The organism is Streptosporangium sp. NPDC004631, assembly GCF_053601935.1.
Map to the genome: position 1 here is coordinate 74974 of NZ_JBSGCR010000011.1, position 18309 is coordinate 93282.

Genomic DNA, 18309 nt, shown 5'->3' on the forward strand with positions numbered 1-18309 from the left:
CGCTCCTGACACGCCCGCTCCTGACGTGTCCACCTATGCCGAGCGGGCGTGCTCCTGACGTGCCCGTTCCTGAGGTGCTCGCCTATGCCGAGCGGGCGTGCCCCTCACACGCCCGCTCCTGACACGCGCCGCCGGTCGGTCCGCCGCCGGTCAGCCCGCCTCGTGTACGGCTCGGGCCGCGCTGAGCCCGGACTCCAGCGCGCCCTCGATCCACGCGTGCCACAGCGAGCAGTGTTCGCCGGCGAAGTGCACGCGGCCCTCCGGTGTGATGATCGCGTCATGCAGGCTGGTCTGCTGGTGCGGCTCGAACAGGGCGAAGGCGCCGGCCGCGTAGGGGTCGTCGTACCAGGCGTGCGTGACGCCGAACTCGAAGTGATCGTGAATCTCAGGGTGGATCTTGGCGACGTCCTCAAGCGCCTGCTCGACCCGTTTCTGCGACGACATCGCGCCCCATCGCAGGGCGTCCTGCCCCCAGGTGTAGCTGGCCAGCAGGATTGAGCGCTCCTCGTCGCGAGCGGAGTGCGAGGGGTAGCAGATGCGCCGGATCGGCAGGTCGGTGACCGTGGTGCCGCCGACGATGCCGTCGGTCCGCTCCCAGAACGGCCGCCGCACCTGGAATAGGATCTTGGTGGAGGCGTTGTAGTTCAGTTCGCGGATGGCGCGCTGCTTGCGGCGCGAGAAGGCGGGCCTGGTCTCGATGTCGCGCAGCACCGAGAACGGAACCGTGCAGATGGCGTAGTCGCCGGTGAGCGTCGTCTTGCCCGAGCCCGTTCTGACGTGCAGGGTGACCGAGTGGTCGTCCTGCTCGATGGCGGTGACCTCGTGGCCGAACCGGACGTGCTTCCTGAGCTCGTGGTAGAAGGCGGTCGGCAACCGGTCGGTGCCGCCCTCGATCTCCTGCATGTCCTCGAACGCCCGCCCGATGATCTCGCGGAACTGCTCGATGACCGCCGCGTTGAGGTTGGCCTCCCGGAAGCTCATGACGCCGTACAGCTCGATGGCCCCCTCGGAGAAGCCGCGCTCGCGCAGGAAGCTGCGGATGGAGTAGCGGTCGTACTCGGTGCAGATGCGGTCGAGCGCGTTCTCGCCCTCCTGCGCGTACAGGTCGTGGATCTCCTGTGTGGCGCTGCGCCACAGATCCTCGTAGGTGCGGCCGCGCTCGTGCTCGGCCAGCCCGAAGTCGATGATCTCAGGGTTGCCGTTCAGCTCCTTGATCGTGGTCCTGACGCCCTGGATGTACGCCAGGGTGTTGGGGTTGCCCATGACGAACGGGCGCAGGGTCAGCCCGAACCGTTCGCAGTAGGCCAGCGTGAGGTCGTGCACGCGCGGGATCCGCATCGCGCCCGCCTCGGCGTACAGGCCGGGCGCGAAACCGCGGAGGGTGAGCACGCGTCCGCCGACCCGCTGCTGGGCCTCCAGGACGACGGGCTCGTGGCCCTGGCGCATCAGCTCGTAGGCGGCGACCAGGCCGGCCATGCCGCCCCCGATGATCAGCACTCGCTTGCGGGGCAGGCCGCCGGCGGTCAGTCCGTGCTCGGCCGTCGCGACCAGGTCCGCCGGCACTCTGAGGTCGTGACTCGGCCTGGGCGCTCCCGCGTCAACCAGCTCCGCGGGCATGGCAGAACCGAGTGCTGTCGACATCGACTGGCTCTCTTTCAGGGGGTCACACTCCCTTGTCGTTACCTAAAGTGACTTTATGATTGCCATAGGTAATGGAGTTTGCAAGGGGTGAGCCGAACTTGTCTGCCTTGTGTTACGCCCGAAACTCCGCGTGACGACGCTCAGCCGGAGTCTCCTCCGAGGTCGCGGAGCCGGAGTGATCGATGTCCGAGCGCTTCCGCCCGCTTTAGTCGATCATGATGTGGATGCCGGACCGGCCTGTGCCGCCGGGGCCGGTGGTGGCGACGCCCCCTGTTCCACGCGGTTTTGGACAGGGGCGACGGCGTGCGCTCGGAGCCGGTCGCGCCGGGCGAGACGTTCGCCGGATGTCTCAAGGCCGGAGCGGACGAGCTCGGCGAGCCGGTGAGCGCGGGCACGCGGCGTTCGTCGGGACCGCGCCGCCGTGGAGGTCAGGAGAGGCAGCCGACGTGTGCGAGGGCCTGCTTCAGCAGAATGCCCTGCCCGCCGGACATCTCCTGCTGCACCATCGGTGACGCGGCCTCCCGGGGGGTGAACCAGACAAGGTCGAGGGCGTCCTGCCGGGGACGGCAGTCACCCGCGACCGGGACGACGTAGGCGAGGGACACCGCGTGCTGCCGGGGGTCGTGGTACGGCGTGACGCCCTCCGCCGGAAAGTACTCGGCGATGGTGAACGGCTGGGGGGAGGCCGGGACACGGGGCAGGGCCACCGGGCCGAGATCCTTCTCCAGATGGCGCATGAGCGCGTCCCGGACGCGCTCCCGGTGAAGCACGCGGCCGGAGACGAGGGCGCGGCTGACCGCTCCGTCCGATCCGATGCGCAGCAGCAGGCCGACGTGGGTGACCACTCCGGTGTCGTCGACCCGGACCGGCACGGCGTCGACGTAGAGGATCGGCATCCGGGCACGGGCCGACTCCATCTCTTCGGGAGTAAGCCAGCCGGGCGTGGTTTCGGTCATTTCGGTCATTGATCGATCGTACTTCGCGGCCGGGCCGACCGGGCGTTGCCGGCCGTGCCGACACGACCGCGGATTGTCGCGATCAGCGCGCCTGCCCGGGTCGCACCGGGTGACCGGCACCCGCGTGGCTGAAGTACTCCGCCACGATCCGGGTGTGCAGCGGGAAGGCCAGCTCCCGAGGCCCGTCGATCAGCAGCCACTCCGTCGTCTCGGCGGTGGACACGACCGGCGGGAGGGTGGCCGAGCCGATCCGCGGCCCCAGGGCGAAGATCAGCACGGTGCCGTCGGGGGCGCTGAGCACGTCGAGGAGCCGCACGTCGTCGGCGTCGACGACGACACCCGTCTCCTCGTGAAGTTCCCGGACGGCCGCCCGCTGCCAGGACTCGCCCACGTCGATGAAGCCGCCGGGCAGCGCGAGCCCGCCGCGGTGCGGTTCCACGTCACGGCGGACCACCAGCAGGCCGTCGTCCACCGGCAGCACCATCACCGCGACCGGCAGCGGGTTGAGGTAGCCGGTGTTCCCACAGCCGGAGCAGGTCCGAGGCCACGCCTGGCCGGGGGCGAAGGGCTTACCGCAGAAGGAGCAGTGCGAGTTCCTGGTCGTCACAACCGTGAGACTAGACCCGGCCGGGGCGAGACGCGGCACGGTGTCACGGCCGCCGCGGGGAGCGGGTGTGCCGCCGCAGGCGGTCCGTGATCGCGGTCCGCGCCTCCTCAAGCGGTGCCAGCAGGAACGCCAGATGGTCCTCCTGCCCGTGCCGGTGGTGGACCTGGCCGGGCCAGAATCGGCGGCTCCGTTCGACGATGTGCTCGGTGGCCCCGTCGACGAGGGTGAGCATGTACCGCGCGGTCTCGGCGTCGAACCGGTCGTAGCCCTCCCCCACGGTGACGTACACCGGTGACGTGTGCGCCATGATGGGGCGGTGCCACACGTCGTGGTGGCGGCTGACCTGGTCACCGGGCCCGTACGTACGGGCCGCCAGCCAGGTGTCCTCCGTGATCTCCACCTCGGCGGTCAGGCGCAGGTGCCGCGCCGGCGCGGCGGCCCGGTGCGTGGCGACGACGGCGCCGTTGGCCACGACCTCCAGCCGGTCCACGTCGAAGATGGACTCCACGTCCGCCTCGACGAGGACCCGGTCGCCGGGGGAGACGGCGAGCTGGGTCCCGGCCGGGCCGCCGTTCACGGTGAAGGTCACCAGCGGCCCGCTGGTGACGAACGTGTCGCCGTCACGGATCCCGTCACACCACGCCCAGTAGTCGAGGTCCCGCCCGGCGGTGCGCACGTAGGTGCGGATGAGGCCGATGGGCACCTCGCTGCTCATCTTGTCGGTGCCGCCGACCAGGGGGATGCGGTAGCCGCAGTTGAGGTAACGGTAGTACTCCTGGATGTTGTACGGGTCGTAGGCGATCATCTCCACCGCGTCCAGGCGGCCGGTCGCCAGCAGGGCGGCGGCCTCCCCGTTGGGCACCGGGAAGTGGGCGAGAACCACCGTGCCGCCCTGGGCGTGGCACTCGTCGGCCCATCGGGACAGCGTCGTCTCCAGGCCGCCGCCGAGGTCGGACTCCTCCGCGCCGCCCGTGCTCCACGGCATGATCGGGCGGCGCAACCCCAGCAGGTTGATGTGCCCGAGCATGTTCGTGCGGTTCTCCTGCCCGGCGAACACGACCGTGCCGCCGTCCGCGGAGGTGTGCGGCCGCCCGGTGAAGTCCTCGATGTTGGTGTAGAGGTGACCCCACTGGCTGAGCAGCAGGTTGACGACGTGCACGTCCTCACCGCGCGCCTCCATCTCCGCCCCGAGGGTGGAGACGAAGTGCACGTGCGTGTCCCCGCTGAAGTAGCCGCGCGCGGGCATGTCCGCGATACGGCGGAGGCGGAGGACGAGCTCGCGCTGCCCGGGTTCGACCGTGACGACCTCGCGCACGGGGCGGTACTCGAAGCCGCGGGCGACCTCGGCGACGACCTCGCCGAGCGGCAACCAGCCCTCGCAGGAACCGTCGACGTAGGCGTAGGTCTTGGCGCCGAGCCGGACGTCGCCGCCTATGTCGAGGTTCCAGGTGTTGCCGTCGGAGTTGATGTGCGCGTGGTGGCCGTACGGGGCGACGGGTATGCCGTCGAGGGTGTGGAAGTGCACGCGGCACGGTATGGGCTCGCCGGTCTCGTCGTCCACGACGGTCGTCCGCACCCAGGCGCGGCCGGTCTCGGTGAGCTCCAGCGTCACGCCCGCGCCCACGTCGAGCCGGCCCGCCGTGAGCAGGTCGCCCCACACGCAGCTGCCGAGAACCCGCTCGCCACCGCGCACGGTCAGTGTCGCCGAGGGCACGGCCGTGACGCGGACGTAGGCCATGTCGTCGCGAGCCCGGGCGTCGCCGCCCCAGCCGACGGTGTCGTGCGCCGTGTCGCCGGAGTCGTCGACGACCCGGTACGCGTACGTGGCCAGGCCGCGGTCGACGTCCACCGCGAGGCTCTCGTCGACCGGCGTGCCCTCGACCCTGAGCAGGACGTTCTGGGCGACCGTGCGGCCGAACGGGTCCTCGTCCAGGTCGCTGGTGGTGAGCGCGCCGACCAGCACCCCGGTGGCCAGGGGCCGGATTTCCAGGCTCGCGATCACGCGGCCGGGGTGGGGGTTGCGCCAGGGCCACAGGTAGAACCGGTACGGCAGGACGTACGGCGAGCGGGCCTGCGGATCGTCGATGTCGACGTACCGCGCGCCGGCCGCGTCGTAGCGGCCGTGGGTCCGGTGCATCAGCTCGTGCCGGCTGTCGGGCAGTGCCAGGAAGGGCGTCTGGCCCCAGTCGAGCGGGATCGCGCGATCGGGCCAGTCCCGGGGGGTCGGCCCGATCTCGAAGCGCTGGCGTACCGCGGCGCGCGCGCTCGTGCCGTCCGCGTAGTGGATGACGTACTCGGCGCAGGTCTGGCCGATGGGCCCGCCGTCGAACAGGTCCGAGTCGAGGAGCGCGTGGGCGAAGATCAGCCAGTGGGCTCGCCGGTCGATCCGGACCCGCACCGGGGAGGAGCCGGGAGCCGCGTTGACGAAGGCGGGCCTGTCCGGGTGGCCGGCGTCGCCGAAGTGGAACGGGATGCCGTGGAGCGTGCGTTCGCCGAGCTGGACGGAGCCGGGGTCGTCCAGGACGGCCCGCCCGGCGTTGCTCACGCCGGACAGGTTCACCGGCAGGTAACCCGCCGGGGCGTCGTGCTGGTGCGGTCGCATGGTGTTCCCAGGGTCAGGGACCGGGAGAGGCGGCCGGGACGGGGGCGCCGTCCCGGTCCTCCTCCCCGATCTCGGTCAGGCGGTCGTATGCCCGCGGCCGGCGGCGGCGCAGCCGCAGCGCGAGCAGCGGGCCACCGAGCAGTCCCGCCGCGGCGAGCCCGAGCAGCACGGCGTTCATGGTCGTGTCCATGCCGCTCAGCAGGGAGAAGTTCGTCAGCACCAGTACCAGCACCGTGAGCAGGCCGATCAGGCCGAGCCCCGGTGCGACGGTGCTGCTCCAGAGTCCGACCTGTGAGGCGTTGGCGCGCAGGTAGCGGATGACCGCGGCGCAGCAGAGCGCCCACAGGCCGATGATGCCGACGAAGCCGAGGGCGCTGCCGCCGCCGAGCAGCCCGAGGTACGGGTCCACGCCGGTGACGGCGCAGCCGACGACGACGACCAGGGCGATGGCGGACTGGAGGAGGCCCGCGACCCACGGCGACTTGCGCACCGGGTGGGTACGGCCGAGCACGCCGGGGAGCAGCTCGGATCGCCCCATCGCGTAGAAGTAGCGGTTGGTGGCGTTGTGCAGGGCCAGCAGCGCCGCGAAGGCGCTGCCCAGCAGCAGGATCTGCATGATGTCGGTGAACGGGCCGGGCGTGTACGAGCCGAAGAGGGAGGAGACGAGGTTGACCGGGTCGGCGTTCGCCGCGTCGCCGATCTGTGACGGGCCGTAGGCGGTCACCACGATCCAGGTGATGAAGGCGTAGAACAGGGCGATGAAGGCGACGGCGACGTAGGTCGCGCGCCGCACGGTGGAGGCTCCGCCCCTGGCCTCCTCGCTGAAGATCGCTGTGGACTCGAAGCCCATGAAGGCGCCGAAGACGAGGGCGAACATCGCGCCGTTCTCCGGGCGCAGGACATTTCCCGGGTCGAAGGAGGTGAGGGTGAACCCCTGGGGGCCGCCCTTGGCCAGGACGTAGCCGGCGAGGATCACCAGGACGAGCACTTCCAGGACGAGGACGACGCCGAGCACCCGGGCACTGGCGTGGATGCCACGGAAGCCGAGCCAGGCGACCAGGACCAGGGCGACCAGGGCATAGGACCACCAGGGCAGGTCGAGGCCGAAGTAGTGGTTGACCGTGTCGCGGGCGTACAGGCCGATGGCCCCGTACGTGCTGATCTGCAGGGCGTTGTAGGCCACCAGGGCCAGGAGCGCGGCGCCGGCGCCCGCGGGGCGGCCGATGCCGCGTGTGACGGTGGCGTAGAAGGCGCCGGCGTTGCGGACGTAGCGGCTCATGGCCATGAAGCCGACGGCGAACAGGGCCATGACGGCGCCGGCGACCAGGTACGCGCCGGGGACCGCGCTGCCGCCCTTCATGAAGTGCAGGGGGGCCACGGCGACGATGAGAGTGAGCGGCGCGAGCGCGGCCAGGACGGTGAGGACGAGGTCGCGGACACCCATGGCATCCCGGGCGAGCGGCCCTGCGTCCACCCGAGGTGCGGGTGGGGTGGTTGTGCTCATGTGGCTGTCACTTTCAACGAGCACCGGTCGGTGCGATCAGGACGTACGTCTTCGGCGCGGGCGTCACGAGCCACTGCCTCGCGTTCATTCGCCGGTTGACAGGACGCTAAGGCAGGTATCCCGGTGAGACGAGTGGATCCTTCGCACACCGTCGATGCCGGCGCTGGATGAAAGAACCTGCTCCGGGACGGTTTCACGGTGTCGGCGGGTCCTCGACCCAGTGCAGGGCGAACCACAGCTCCATGCGCGTGTGGGCGTCTCCCAGGTCCCGGCCCAGCAGCCGGGAGATCTGGGAGATGCGGTTGCGCACGGAGTTTCGGTGGATGCCGAGATCGTTCGCGGTGCGGTCCCAGTTGCCGTGCTGGGCGAGCCAGGCGCGCAGGGTCGTCAGGAGGTCGGCGTCGTCGCCGGTACGCCCGGCGCGCAGCGAGCGCAGCACGCTCTCGGCCCAGGCGTGGGAGGTCTCGGGGTCGACCACGGCGAAGATCCCGGCGGGCGCGTCGTCCGCCCGGACCGGCGCGCCGCGCCGCACCGCGAGGCGTGCCGCGCCCGCGGCCTCCCGCGCGGCCGTCCGCAGCCCGGCCCACGGGTACACCCGGCTGGCGCCGGAGAGCCAGCCGGTGCGCCGCACCTCCGGCAGTATCGTGCCGAGATCGACCTCGGCCGGGCAGATCGCCAGGACGGTCCCCGGGGTGACGGAGACGAACGGGGTGTGCAGGAGGGACGCGGCGGCCCGTCCGTCGGCCGGGTGATCCCGCTGCCCGGTGGGCGCGGGAAGGCAGTGGACGACCCGCCACCGGTCCTCGGCCGTCTTGAGCAGCCTGGCGGCGGCCTCGCCGAGGTCCTGGCCCGGCGACAGGGTCGCGTCGACCACGAGGGCGGCGATCTCGCCGGCCGCCCAGGAGTCGGCGGGGGCGGTCAGCAGCAGCGGCAGGACGGAGGCCGCGACGGCGACCACGGCCCGGCCGGTCATGTCCAGAGGGGCCTGGGTGCCGACGGCCAGCGCGTAGCCGGACGGCAGCGGCCCGGGGATCCAGTGCACCAGGACATGCTGGTCGGAGGCGGTCACGCTCGCGCTGGCCGGACCCGTCCCCGCGCAGACGCGGTTCAGGGCGGTGCGAGCCGCCTCGTCGAGCCGGGGGCTGCCGCCGGACCACGAGCGGTCGCGGTTCCGGTCGACCATGAGGGCCCAGCCGCCGACGTGCGAGGCGAGGCGTCGCAGCGTCGTGCGCAGCGCGCTCGGACCGGTCGCCGCACCGGTGAGATCACGCTGCGCCTCCGTGAGACGTCTCATCGTCGCCATCTCGCCGGCGAGCATCTCGGCGTAGAGCAGCTCTCCGACCGATTCGAAGGGCAGGGTGGGCGGGACCTCCAGGAGCGGGAGATCATGGGCGCGGCAGGCGTCCACGAGCGCGGGGGGAACGGTGTCGTGGACGGGCGCCACGCCGAAACCCACCCCGCTGACCCCGGCGCCGGACAGGGTCCGCGCGTAGGCCGTCCAGCGGTCGGGGGTGTCGACGAGGTTGGTGCCGGCGAGGAGGAGCAACTCGCCGCCGCGGAGGTACGGCGACGGATCCGACAGCTCGCTGACGTGCACCCAGCGCACCCGCCGGTCCGTCAGGTTCTCTCCGGCGAGGACGCGCAGGCCGAACCTGTCGACGAAGGTTTTGAGCGTTACTGGCATGGCACGACCGTCCGAAGTCCCTCACAGCCGATCTTTCCGGCCGGCCCCCGGCCTGGTCAGGGGCTACTTCGAGACTGCCACAAACACTTTGATGGTCGGTTCCACGGTCACCCAGTCGCCGCGGAAGCCCTGGGGTACGTGGAACGCCTCGCCCGGCCCGAATTCCAGGCGGTCGCCGTGCTCGTCGACGAGGGCCACGCGGCCGGCGAGTATGACGCAGATCTCGTTGTAGGGCCAGCTCTCGAACCGTACGGCGCCGGGTTCGCCGGTCCAGAACCCGCCGGTGTAGGAGGTGGCCGCGCCGCCGAAGGAGCGGAACTCGGTCTCCTCCCACTTCTCGGAGAGCACGTGGTAGTCGGACAGCGGCGGGACGACGGCCTCGCCGTGCCGCTCGGACAGGATCTGGACGTCGTGGATGCTCATGCCCGCTCCGTGAATCGGTCGAGGACGTTACGGGTGATGCGGTCGACGAACACGTCACCCTGTGCGAGGGCGTTCGACCACTCCGTGGTGCCGCCGTTGAAGACCTCTCCGGCGCCCCGGGTGAAGGCCGCGATCATGCCGGCGCCGCGCATCTGGCCCTCGTGCACGTAGTCGGGTAGATCGTCCCCGAGGTCGGCGTTGTACGCGTAGACCTCCTCCTCGGGGCCGCCGAGGGGCGTGCGGCCACCGAAACGGTCCTCCTCCCCGCGGACCGCCGGGCAGAGCGCCAGGATCTCCAGGGTGGGCGGGGCGCCGTCCTCGAAGGTCGGATACGGCAGGCCGCGGCGGAAGGTGTACTCGACGGAGTCCACCTCGAACGCCGCGAGGCAGGTCGGGGCGCCGCCGAGAAGATCGCCGTAGTACAGGTCGGTGCCCTCGAACGACCAGTGCTCCGGCCGGTACACGGTGAAGCCGCCGGACGAGCGCGGTGTCGCGGCGCCGTACCGGTTGTAGATGCCGCCCATGCCGTTGAGGCCGATGGTGGTGGCGCCGGGGCGGCCGACCGACTTGGCCTCCCACACGGTGGTGGCCAGATGGGGGGCCGCCGCCGTCTCGGGGTCCAGCGACGGCAGCCGGTAGCAGTACTGGGTGAGCCCGTCGTCGCTGAGCCGTACCTGCCACTGGTAGTTGCCGCCGAAGCGGGCCAGGCCGCCCCCGGCGTCGACGAAGGCGTCGATCGCGTCGCGCATGCGCCAGGACCAGTACTCGTCGTGGCCGACGACCACGACGCAGCGGTACTCGTCGAGCGCCGCCGGGTCCTGGTGGAGGTCGTGCTGGACCAGGTAGTCGAACTCGTACCCGGCCCGCTCGGCCCAGAGCACGAAGGGCCGTTCGTACGTCGCCCAACCGGCGTCGGAGTGGTGGCGGCTGTAACCGGACAGCCGGGCCCACTCGTACGCGGGGTAGCGCGGAACCCACCCGATGCCCGGGGTGTGGGTGTGGCACTCGCGCGGCACCCCGGCGGGCTTGCGCAGCATGCCGCGGGCGATCGGGCGCCGGGTGGACGACACCGGCGAACCGGCGTCGTTGCGCGGGTCGTCGCCCAGGCCGCGGTAGTGGTTGGCGCCGCCCCAGTCGTTGTAGGCGAGCATGGTGCTCGTCGTCAGGACGAGCGCCATGTCCTTTCGGCGCCCCCTCGGGGCCTTGACGACGAAGAAGTGCTCGCGTTCCCACAGCTCCCCCTCGGGGGTGCGGGCGGAGACCACGACCAGGTAGAAGCCCGAACGCCAGTCCTGGGGGATCTCCAGTGACAGGCCCACGGGCCAGTCGCACCCGTTCGCGTAGGCGTCGTCGGGCGTGGGGTACGCCTCGCTGGTCAGGCCGTCGCGCCGGAACACCGTCTCCGGTTCCGCGCCGTCACGGATGATCTCCAAGGAGAACTCGGCCGCGGTGGAGCTGAGGTGGAAGTCGACGGTCTCGCCGGGCAGGTAGGAGAACCGGTCGGTGTAGCTCCAGACCTCGGTGGCGCCGGGCTCGGCGTGGGCCCGCTCGGACGGCCAGCCCCTGGGTGACCAGGCGAACGCCGGGGCGACCCGGCTCTCCTGGGCCGTGCCGCCGCTGTCGGTGTGGTTCATCGAAACTCCTTGAGCGTGGAAACCCGGCCCTTCAGGGCCGGGAGGAAACGCGGCACGGTGCCGCGCGGTCCGGTAGCCTGTCCGGCGGTGGCGATAACCAAGTCACCGGACGCGTGGCCGGTTGTTTCCTCGCCGCTGGGCTGGCGGAGAGGTAAAACGCCTGCGGAGCTGGTGTAAGACCCCAACGGAAGATCCTTTCGGGCGGGCGACCGGCGGTGAAACAGGAACCCTCACGGGCGACCGTGGGAATCCCCGCCCTTCAGGGAGGGGAGGAAGTCAAGGGGTCTTCTCCGTGCTGGTGAGTGCTCACGGCTTGCTGAGAGCCATGAGGGAGATGAGTTCGTAGGCGACGTGTGAGGCCGCGACGGTGGTGAGCTCGGCGTGGTCGTAGGCGGGCGCGACCTCGACGAGGTCGGCGGAGACGATCTTCGCCCCGGCCAGCCCCCGCAGGATCATGAGCAGCTCGCGGCTGGTCAGCCCGCCGGCCTCGGGGGTGCCCGTGCCCGGCGCGTGTGCCGGGTCGAGCACGTCGATGTCGATGGAGACGTACAGGGGCGCGTCGCCCACCCGCTCCCGGATGCCCTCGATCACGGCGGCCACCCCGTACTCGGCGACGTCGGTCGAGGAGACGATGCCGAAGCCGAAGGCGGCGTCGTCCTGGAGATCCTGCTTGGCGTAGAGCGGGCCGCGAATCCCCACGTGGGTGAGGCGGGAACGATCCAGAAGTCCCTCCTCCGCGGCGCGGCGGAACGGCGTGCCGTGGGTGTGCGGGGCGCCGAAGTAGGTGTCCCAGGTGTCCAGGTGGGCGTCGAAGTGCAGCAGCGCCACCGGGCCGTGCGCCTTGACCACGCTGCGCAGCAGCGGCAACGCGAGTGTGTGGTCACCGCCGATGGTCATCAACCGGGCGCCTTCGGCGAGCACCGCGTCGGCGGCGGACTCGACCGTGGCCAGGGCCTCCCCGATGTCGAACGGGTTGACCGCCACGTCGCCGTAGTCGGCCACCTGCTGCACGGCGAACGGTGACACGTCGAGTCCGGGATGGTACGGGCGCAGCAGCCTGCTGCCCTCGCGGATCGCGGCGGGGCCGAACCGCGCGCCCGGCCGGTAGGACACTCCGGTGTCGAACGGCACGCCGAGCACGGCGATGTCGGCCGAGGCCACCTCGTCACGACGGGGCAGCCGGGCGAAGGTGGCGAACCCCGCGTAGCGGGGGATCCTCGAACTGTCCACCGGGCCGATCGGGACCTTGGGGTCGTTCACGTGCTGCTTCCTCTCAGTCCAGGTTGGCCGTGACGCGCTTGACCACCGTGGGGTTCCCCATCGCGTGGAGCGACAGGTCCTTCGGATCGCCCGCGTCGGCGCTCTCCGGGCTCGCCGGCTCGCCCGGGTGCTCGCCGAGCGCGCCGGTCGCGGGATCTTCGGCGTCGTACGGCGATCCGGAGCCGTGGACGAGCAGGCCGTCGACGAGCCGAGGCAGCGGAGAGGTAGGTGCCATGGCCGCAGCGTAGAAGCACGGTGAGGGGCAAGTGGTGGTCTGAGTGCACAGCCCGCCCCCGTGTTCAGGAGGAAACGCCCAATTCCCTCGGACCTCCGGTGGTCGATCTCATGATCGAGGCCGTAGGGGTTCAGCGGAGCGCGCGCTGTCCGGGTCCGGTGGCCGAAGGTGCCCTGCTGAGCCCGAGGGCGAGGGCGGGGCACATCTCGGTGGCTCGTAGCGCGTCTCTCAGCAGCCGCGTGGGCAACTCGGTTCCGGTGAGCACCGGGTAGCCGAACACGTCCAGCTGCACGACATCGGGAACGAGATGGCCGCAGAGGCCGTGGCCGACACAGCGAGACCAGTCCACGGTCAGCCGCAACCCGGACTCCCGGCACTCCTCCCCGGGCACCGGCAGGAGCCCGCGCACGGGTCGGCCACAGCCGCCCTTCGCGACGTGCGCGGCGACGTCGTCGCTGAAGACGTCAAGTGCCGAGAGGAGAAATCTGGTTGTGCCGTCCGGATGGTGGCAGGCCCCTCTGCCCCGGACGATCCCGCTCCCCTGCGTGATCGCCGCCAGGGCCTCGGCGCCGCCGCCCGAGGCCAGGGAGGAGAAGGACCGGGCGATGGCGGGGAGTCCCATGTGGCAGGGCCCGCACTGCCCCGCCGACTCGGCCGCGAGATAGTCGGCGACTCGGGCGACCTCTCCCAGCGGGCACGTCCCCTCCTCCAGGGGCATGATGATTCCCGCCCCCAGCGCGGCGCCGGCCTCGATCATGGACTGGCGTGACACGGCGACCGTGGCGGCCTGCTCCGGGGTGAGCCACGCGCCGTGGTAGCCGCCGACCATCACGCCTTGGCCCACGTCCGTCCCGCAGCGCCGTAGCACCTCGGAGAGCGGAACGCCCGCCGGGGTCTCCACCACCGTGCGCCGCCGGCCGGGCCCGGTCACGGTGAGCAGAATCGTGCCGGGTTCGGAGGGGGTTCCAACGGCGCGGAAGTCCTCGGCTCCGAGTTCGGCGAGAACGGCCAGCTGGGCGAAGGTCTCCGCGTTGGACAGCAGGGTCGGCAGACCGCCGACGCCACTTTCGGCGGCCCTCACCTTCCGGCCGGGCGGGATGGGCGCATCCCCGTTGATCCCCCGGACCAGGGCGCCGCTCTCCCCGGTGATGAACCGCTCGGGCAGGTGGACGACTCTCGCGGCGGGGACCACGTTCGCCTCCTGGATCGCGCTCAGAAGCGAGTGTTCGGCGGCTCCGCCGTCGGTCACGCCCACGACGATCTCCCTGGCGTCGAGCGCTCGGGCGGTGAGCACGGCCCCGCTGAGAACCAGGTTCGGCGTCCGGGCGAGGAGCGCCTTGTCCTTGGCGCTGGCCGGCTCGCCCTCGGTCGCGTTGATCACCACCACCGGCCGGGTGTCCCGGCTGACGGCCGCGTCGGCCACCGCCTTGAGCTTGCGGGCGAAGGGGAAGGCGGCACCTCCGCGACCTCGGAGGTCGACCTCTTCGGCCAGCGCCACCAGCTCTGACAGGGAGAGCCGGGGCGGCGGCCGGTGGTACCGGCGGTGGGCGGTCAGGTCGAGTCGCGGTAGATCGGCGAGGCCGTGAAAGAGCCGTGCCGGGCCGATACCGACGACCTCGACCTCGACAGGATCGCTCATCTGTCGCTCCCCGTCCATAGCCGTGCCTCCTGCTTTAATTCGGCCCAGAACTGCTCGTCCGGGATGGCGTGCGGCTCCGTGTCCGGAACGTGACGGGTGACACGGCCGGTACCCCGTCCCCCCGGCCGGCGGACCACTCTGCGCCGCCGCGCCGAGAACACGAGCCTGACGAGCGCCATGACGACGACCAGCCCGAGACAGATCACGTAACTGAGCGTCACCCAGTCCTTGGGTGCCCGGCCGGCATTCAGGCCGTGGAGGATCGCGACCGGCCAGCAAAGGTAGGCGGTGACGTGCAGAACCCGCCAGGTCCAGGGACGCGCCCCGCCGATGAACCTGCCGCGGGCCACCCCGGCGGCGAAGGCGAAGATCATCAAATCGCTCGCGATCGTACCGAGGCCGAGCCAGAGGGCGTGCTCCTGCCGGCCGCCGAAGGGTATGGCGACGTCGAGAACCGACGCGTGCCGTTCCAGCACCTTCAGCAGGGCGTGCACGCTCAGGAAGCTCAGCGACACGACCGCGGCGGCCCGGTGCGCCGACTGGGTGAGGATGCGTAGCCGTACGGGGGTGAACCGGCCGGAGGCCGCCAATCCCGCCACCACCGCCGCCGACAGGCATACCAGTGTGAAGACTCCGGCGTAGAACTCCAGGAAGGCCCGCAGGCGGATCACGGTGGAGGCGCCGCCCGCGGTGGTCCCGTCGGCGAGGACCGCGACCAGGGCCGCACACAGGAGTACGGCCCGCAGTACCCTCCAGCGCCGGGGTGTCCCGTGCGCGACCTGCCTGGCGAGTTGGCGATGTTGCTCCATGGGCGTCCTCCGTGGGAGTCCGGCACGATCAGGAGGGTTACGGGTCAGGCGAGGCGGCCGGAGGGATGTGAGGTCGGCGCGGGAACGGCGGAGTCCGGCCCGAAGTTGAGCAGTGGATCGCCGGAGTCGACGCGAAGGCCGGAGCGGTCGGCGTAGAAGCGGCCCTCGGCGGTGTGCAGGGTCCAGCCGCCGATCCGAGTGCCCTCCAGCGACAAGGCGTGCTCCCCGCTGAGCAGAGTGAAGATCACCGCTGCCCGGCCCCGGGCCGCGGGGCCTCCGCAGGGGCGGTCGGTGCTGATCCGCCCCAGGTACTCCCCCCGCTCGACGAGGGCGCCGTCTTCGAGGTCGGGGACGTCGGCCACCTGGTAGTACTCGGAGACCATCCCGTCGGGGTGGATCAGGAGGAGCATGCCCCGGCCCGGCGACCGGGCACAGAGCCGGTAGAGCCTGCCCGCACCGGACGCGAGGACCCGGCCGTCGCCTCCCGCGAAACGCAGGCCGGACACGTCCGCCGTGGAGCGCACCGTCCATGACTGGCCCGCACGCCAGGGAAGCGCCAGCCCGGCGGAGGTGTTCCCGCTCTCGGCCGTGGCCCTGTCGTATCGCTCAAGGAACGGCCGCTGGTCCTCGGGGATCACCGTCACGGGCGCCCGCCGTACGAGCCGGGTGAACTCCCCGGTGCCGGCCAGCGTGATCCGCCAGGTCTCCCTGGAGCGCCGGGCGACGAACAGCGACGAATGCGGCATGGCGTCCATGCCCGCGGGGGGCGGGACGGCGTATGTTCCGAACGCCCAGCCTCCGGCTCGATCGATCCGGACCAGACGCACGTTGGGCCGCGGGACATCCTGAATGCCGAAGGCCCTGCGGACGAGCGTGGCCCGCTGCTCGTTGACCGTCGCCCGCACCTGACGTATCAGCGATGTGGCGGTGACCGGCCGGGAGACCTTCGCGGCCTGAGGGGGCCGGGTGCCCACGCCCTGCCGCCGTGTCCCGGGGACGGGGGAGTCCCCGCTGACCTGCTGCTGAATGATGGCGCACAGCGCGAGGCCGACCAGAACGGCCGTGAGGCCACCCAGGCGGCCGACCAGGTTGGCCAGTGGCAGCATCGAGCGGCGACCGGTGGACGATCGCGGTATCAACGCCTCAGGCCGTGGGAGAGCTGGGGGGCGAGGGCCTCATCCGGGGCGGATGCCACCGTCGAATGTCGCATCACGGCTAAGTCACCTCCGAAAGGTCGACTTGACAGACCGGCGGTGGGCGATTCGCCGCCGTCACCGGTACCCGGCCAGGATGCCGCTCCCCGGGATAAGGGGGCGCTGCGGTGATGCTAAAACTCGGCTAAGGCAGGCCGGTCGGAGTGCCGAGACGGACGATGACCTCGGCCCCGCCCTCCGGTGAGGCTCCCAGGTGGACCGAGCCCCCGGAGGCTTCGGCGGTGCGGCGGACGATATCGAGACCGAGGCCTGTGGAACCGGCGGTACTGACTCCGCGTGGCAGGGGGTTCCGGCCACCGAACCCGGGGCCGCTGTCACTGATGATCAGGCGCGCGGTGCCGTCCGGCTGTTCCAGGGTCACGGCCAGGGTGACCCCCTCGGGCGTGTGGTCGAAGACGTTGGTCAGCAGGGCGTCCAGGCACGCCGACAGCTCCATGGCCCCGACCTCGACCACAACCGGCTGCTCGGGGACGCTGAGGTGGATTGAGCGATACTGCTCCTCGGCGAGCACGGACCAGAAGGCCACCCTTCCCGACACGACCGCGACGGCGTCGCAGCGCGGAGGGCCTGGCCTGGCCGGGCGCCGCATGTCGTTGATGAGCTCGGTCACGGTCCACTCCAGGATGTCGGCCTGATGGCCGATCCGCCTGGCCTCCTTCGGGTCGCGCAGGGACTCCGCCTCCAGGCGGAGCACCGTCAGCGGAGTGCGCAGGCGGTGGGACAGGTCGGCGGCCGACTCACGTTCACGGGTGAGCAGATCCGATATCCGCGCGGCCAGGTGGTTGAGGCCGACGCAGACATCGCGGATCTCCAGCGGCCCTCCAGGGCGGACCCGCGCTTCCAGGTCTCCGCGAGACAGCCGGTGTGACAGGTGCGCGAGCGTGGTGATCCGCCGGACCAGGGAGCGCGCGAGCCAGTCGGCCAGGAGCAGGCTGACCGCCAGCAGCCCCACGCCCAGCAGCGCGAGGATCGTCCATGCCCGCCCTACCCCGGAGCCGAGTTGCGCGTCGGAGACGAAGCTCCGGACGACTGCGGGACCATGCGTCCCGCCCAGTACGGCGACCAGGATCTCCTGTCCGCCCGCGACGACGACGGTTATGCTCCGGCCGCGTTCGGCGAGCCGGACCGCCGCGTCTCGCGGAGCGGGCGTCCCGCTCGCCGTGCCGTCCGGCCACAGCACCGTGAGCGGATAGGCGCCCGTCTGCGCGTGCTGGAGCGTGATCTCCACGGTCTTCCTGTCGCCGGTCGCGACCGTCGGAGCCAGGGAGTGGGCCCGTACCGTGGCGGCGCCAAGCGCACGGGTGGCCGCGACATCCCTGACCAGGAAGGCCAACGGGGCCAGGAAGGCCACCAGCACCAGCGACGCGGTGGCACCCACCAGGAGCGTGATGTACCGCCTCATCGGGACGGATCGACGATCTTGACTCCTGATCCGCGTATCGAGCGGAGATACCGAGGGGCCGTGGCGGTCTCCCCGAGCTTGCGGCGTAGCCAGGCGATGTGGACGTCGATCGTTTTGTCGGTACCGCCGAAAGGCGTGTGCCACACCTCGGCGAGGAGCTCCCGCTTCGAGACCACCTGTCCGACGCGGACGATCAAGTAGTACAGCAGGTCGAACTCCCTGGGAGACAGTTCCAGTGTCCTGCCGTCCAGGCACGCCTCGCGAGCCTTGAGGCTCATGCGCAGACCGCCGACCCGTACCGGCTCCTCCTCGGAGTTCTCCCCGTGCCCCCGGCGCAGGACCGCGCGGATCCGCGCGTTCAACTGGCTCGCGCTGAACGGCTTGACCACATAGTCGTCCGCGCCCGCGTCCAGCACACGGACCATCTCCCGCTCACTGTCGCGGGCGGTGGTGACGATGACCGGTATCGAGGTCACGGCTCGGAGCATGCGCAGCATCTGGGAACCGTCCAGGTCGGGCAGTCCCAGATCCAGCACCACCAGATCCGGGCGTCCCTCGACCACCTGCCGGAGACCTTCCGCCGCGGTCGGCGCGGAGGACACGGCATGGCCGTGCTCTGACAGCGCCCGCGTCAGCGTGGTCCGCACCGATGCGTCGTCTTCCACCAGCAGCAGTTGAACCATGCCACAACAAGCTAGA

At 71.3% G+C, this 18309-nt stretch carries 15 protein-coding genes; all 15 read right to left on the reverse strand.

Annotated features, from left to right (window positions below; translation table 11 throughout):
• Positions 1-150: 150 nt before the first annotated feature.
• The 15 genes from ACWEF2_RS13880 to ACWEF2_RS13950 all read right to left on the reverse strand — a co-directional run bounded on the left by ACWEF2_RS13880 (position 151) and on the right by ACWEF2_RS13950 (position 18293).
• On the reverse strand, positions 151-1641 hold the full coding sequence (locus ACWEF2_RS13880) for a flavin monoamine oxidase family protein (RefSeq protein ID WP_453815072.1): 1491 nt from the start codon (positions 1639-1641) through the stop codon (positions 151-153).
• Between the two features lie 428 nt (positions 1642-2069).
• Positions 2070-2606 carry an NUDIX hydrolase family protein gene (locus ACWEF2_RS13885; protein ID WP_453815073.1) on the reverse strand — a complete coding sequence of 179 codons (537 nt, stop codon included), beginning with the start codon at positions 2604-2606 and terminating at the stop codon, positions 2070-2072.
• Positions 2607-2679: 73 nt separating this feature from the next.
• Positions 2680-3204 (reverse strand): NUDIX domain-containing protein, encoded by a 525-nt coding sequence (locus tag ACWEF2_RS13890; protein ID WP_453815075.1) that lies wholly within the window; start codon positions 3202-3204, stop codon positions 2680-2682.
• Between the two features lie 43 nt (positions 3205-3247).
• Positions 3248-5806 carry a CehA/McbA family metallohydrolase gene (locus tag ACWEF2_RS13895; protein ID WP_453815077.1) on the reverse strand — a complete coding sequence of 853 codons (2559 nt, stop codon included), beginning with the start codon at positions 5804-5806 and terminating at the stop codon, positions 3248-3250.
• 13 nt (positions 5807-5819) lie between these two features.
• A complete protein-coding gene (locus ACWEF2_RS13900) occupies positions 5820-7310 on the reverse strand; it encodes an APC family permease (RefSeq protein WP_453815079.1) in 1491 nt (496 codons plus the stop codon).
• Positions 7311-7503: 193 nt separating this feature from the next.
• Positions 7504-8994 carry a PucR family transcriptional regulator gene (locus ACWEF2_RS13905; RefSeq protein WP_453815081.1) on the reverse strand — a complete coding sequence of 497 codons (1491 nt, stop codon included), beginning with the start codon at positions 8992-8994 and terminating at the stop codon, positions 7504-7506.
• Positions 8995-9057: 63 nt separating this feature from the next.
• Positions 9058-9417 (reverse strand): cupin domain-containing protein, encoded by a 360-nt coding sequence (locus tag ACWEF2_RS13910; RefSeq protein ID WP_453815083.1) that lies wholly within the window; start codon positions 9415-9417, stop codon positions 9058-9060.
• On the reverse strand, positions 9414-11051 hold the full coding sequence (locus tag ACWEF2_RS13915) for a N,N-dimethylformamidase beta subunit family domain-containing protein (protein WP_453815085.1): 1638 nt from the start codon (positions 11049-11051) through the stop codon (positions 9414-9416). Before ACWEF2_RS13915 ends, ACWEF2_RS13910 begins: the two co-directional genes overlap by 4 nt.
• A 306-nt stretch (positions 11052-11357) precedes the next feature.
• Positions 11358-12311 (reverse strand): agmatinase, encoded by a 954-nt coding sequence (gene speB, locus ACWEF2_RS13920; RefSeq protein WP_453815086.1) that lies wholly within the window; start codon positions 12309-12311, stop codon positions 11358-11360.
• A gap of 13 nt (positions 12312-12324) precedes the next feature.
• On the reverse strand, positions 12325-12546 hold the full coding sequence (locus ACWEF2_RS13925; RefSeq protein WP_453815088.1) for a hypothetical protein: 222 nt from the start codon (positions 12544-12546) through the stop codon (positions 12325-12327).
• A gap of 130 nt (positions 12547-12676) precedes the next feature.
• Positions 12677-14185 (reverse strand): NADH-ubiquinone oxidoreductase-F iron-sulfur binding region domain-containing protein, encoded by a 1509-nt coding sequence (locus tag ACWEF2_RS13930; protein WP_453815089.1) that lies wholly within the window; start codon positions 14183-14185, stop codon positions 12677-12679.
• Positions 14182-14994 (reverse strand): hypothetical protein, encoded by an 813-nt coding sequence (locus ACWEF2_RS13935; RefSeq protein WP_453815090.1) that lies wholly within the window; start codon positions 14992-14994, stop codon positions 14182-14184. The genes ACWEF2_RS13930 and ACWEF2_RS13935 overlap by 4 nt, the downstream gene beginning before the upstream one ends.
• A gap of 44 nt (positions 14995-15038) precedes the next feature.
• Positions 15039-16100, reverse strand: a complete 1062-nt coding sequence (locus ACWEF2_RS13940; RefSeq protein ID WP_453815091.1) for a hypothetical protein — start codon at positions 16098-16100, stop codon at positions 15039-15041.
• Positions 16101-16332: 232 nt separating this feature from the next.
• Positions 16333-17610 carry an ATP-binding protein gene (locus tag ACWEF2_RS13945; RefSeq protein WP_453815093.1) on the reverse strand — a complete coding sequence of 426 codons (1278 nt, stop codon included), beginning with the start codon at positions 17608-17610 and terminating at the stop codon, positions 16333-16335.
• On the reverse strand, positions 17607-18293 hold the full coding sequence (locus tag ACWEF2_RS13950) for a response regulator transcription factor (protein WP_453815094.1): 687 nt from the start codon (positions 18291-18293) through the stop codon (positions 17607-17609). Before ACWEF2_RS13950 ends, ACWEF2_RS13945 begins: the two co-directional genes overlap by 4 nt.
• Positions 18294-18309: the final 16 nt, after the last annotated feature.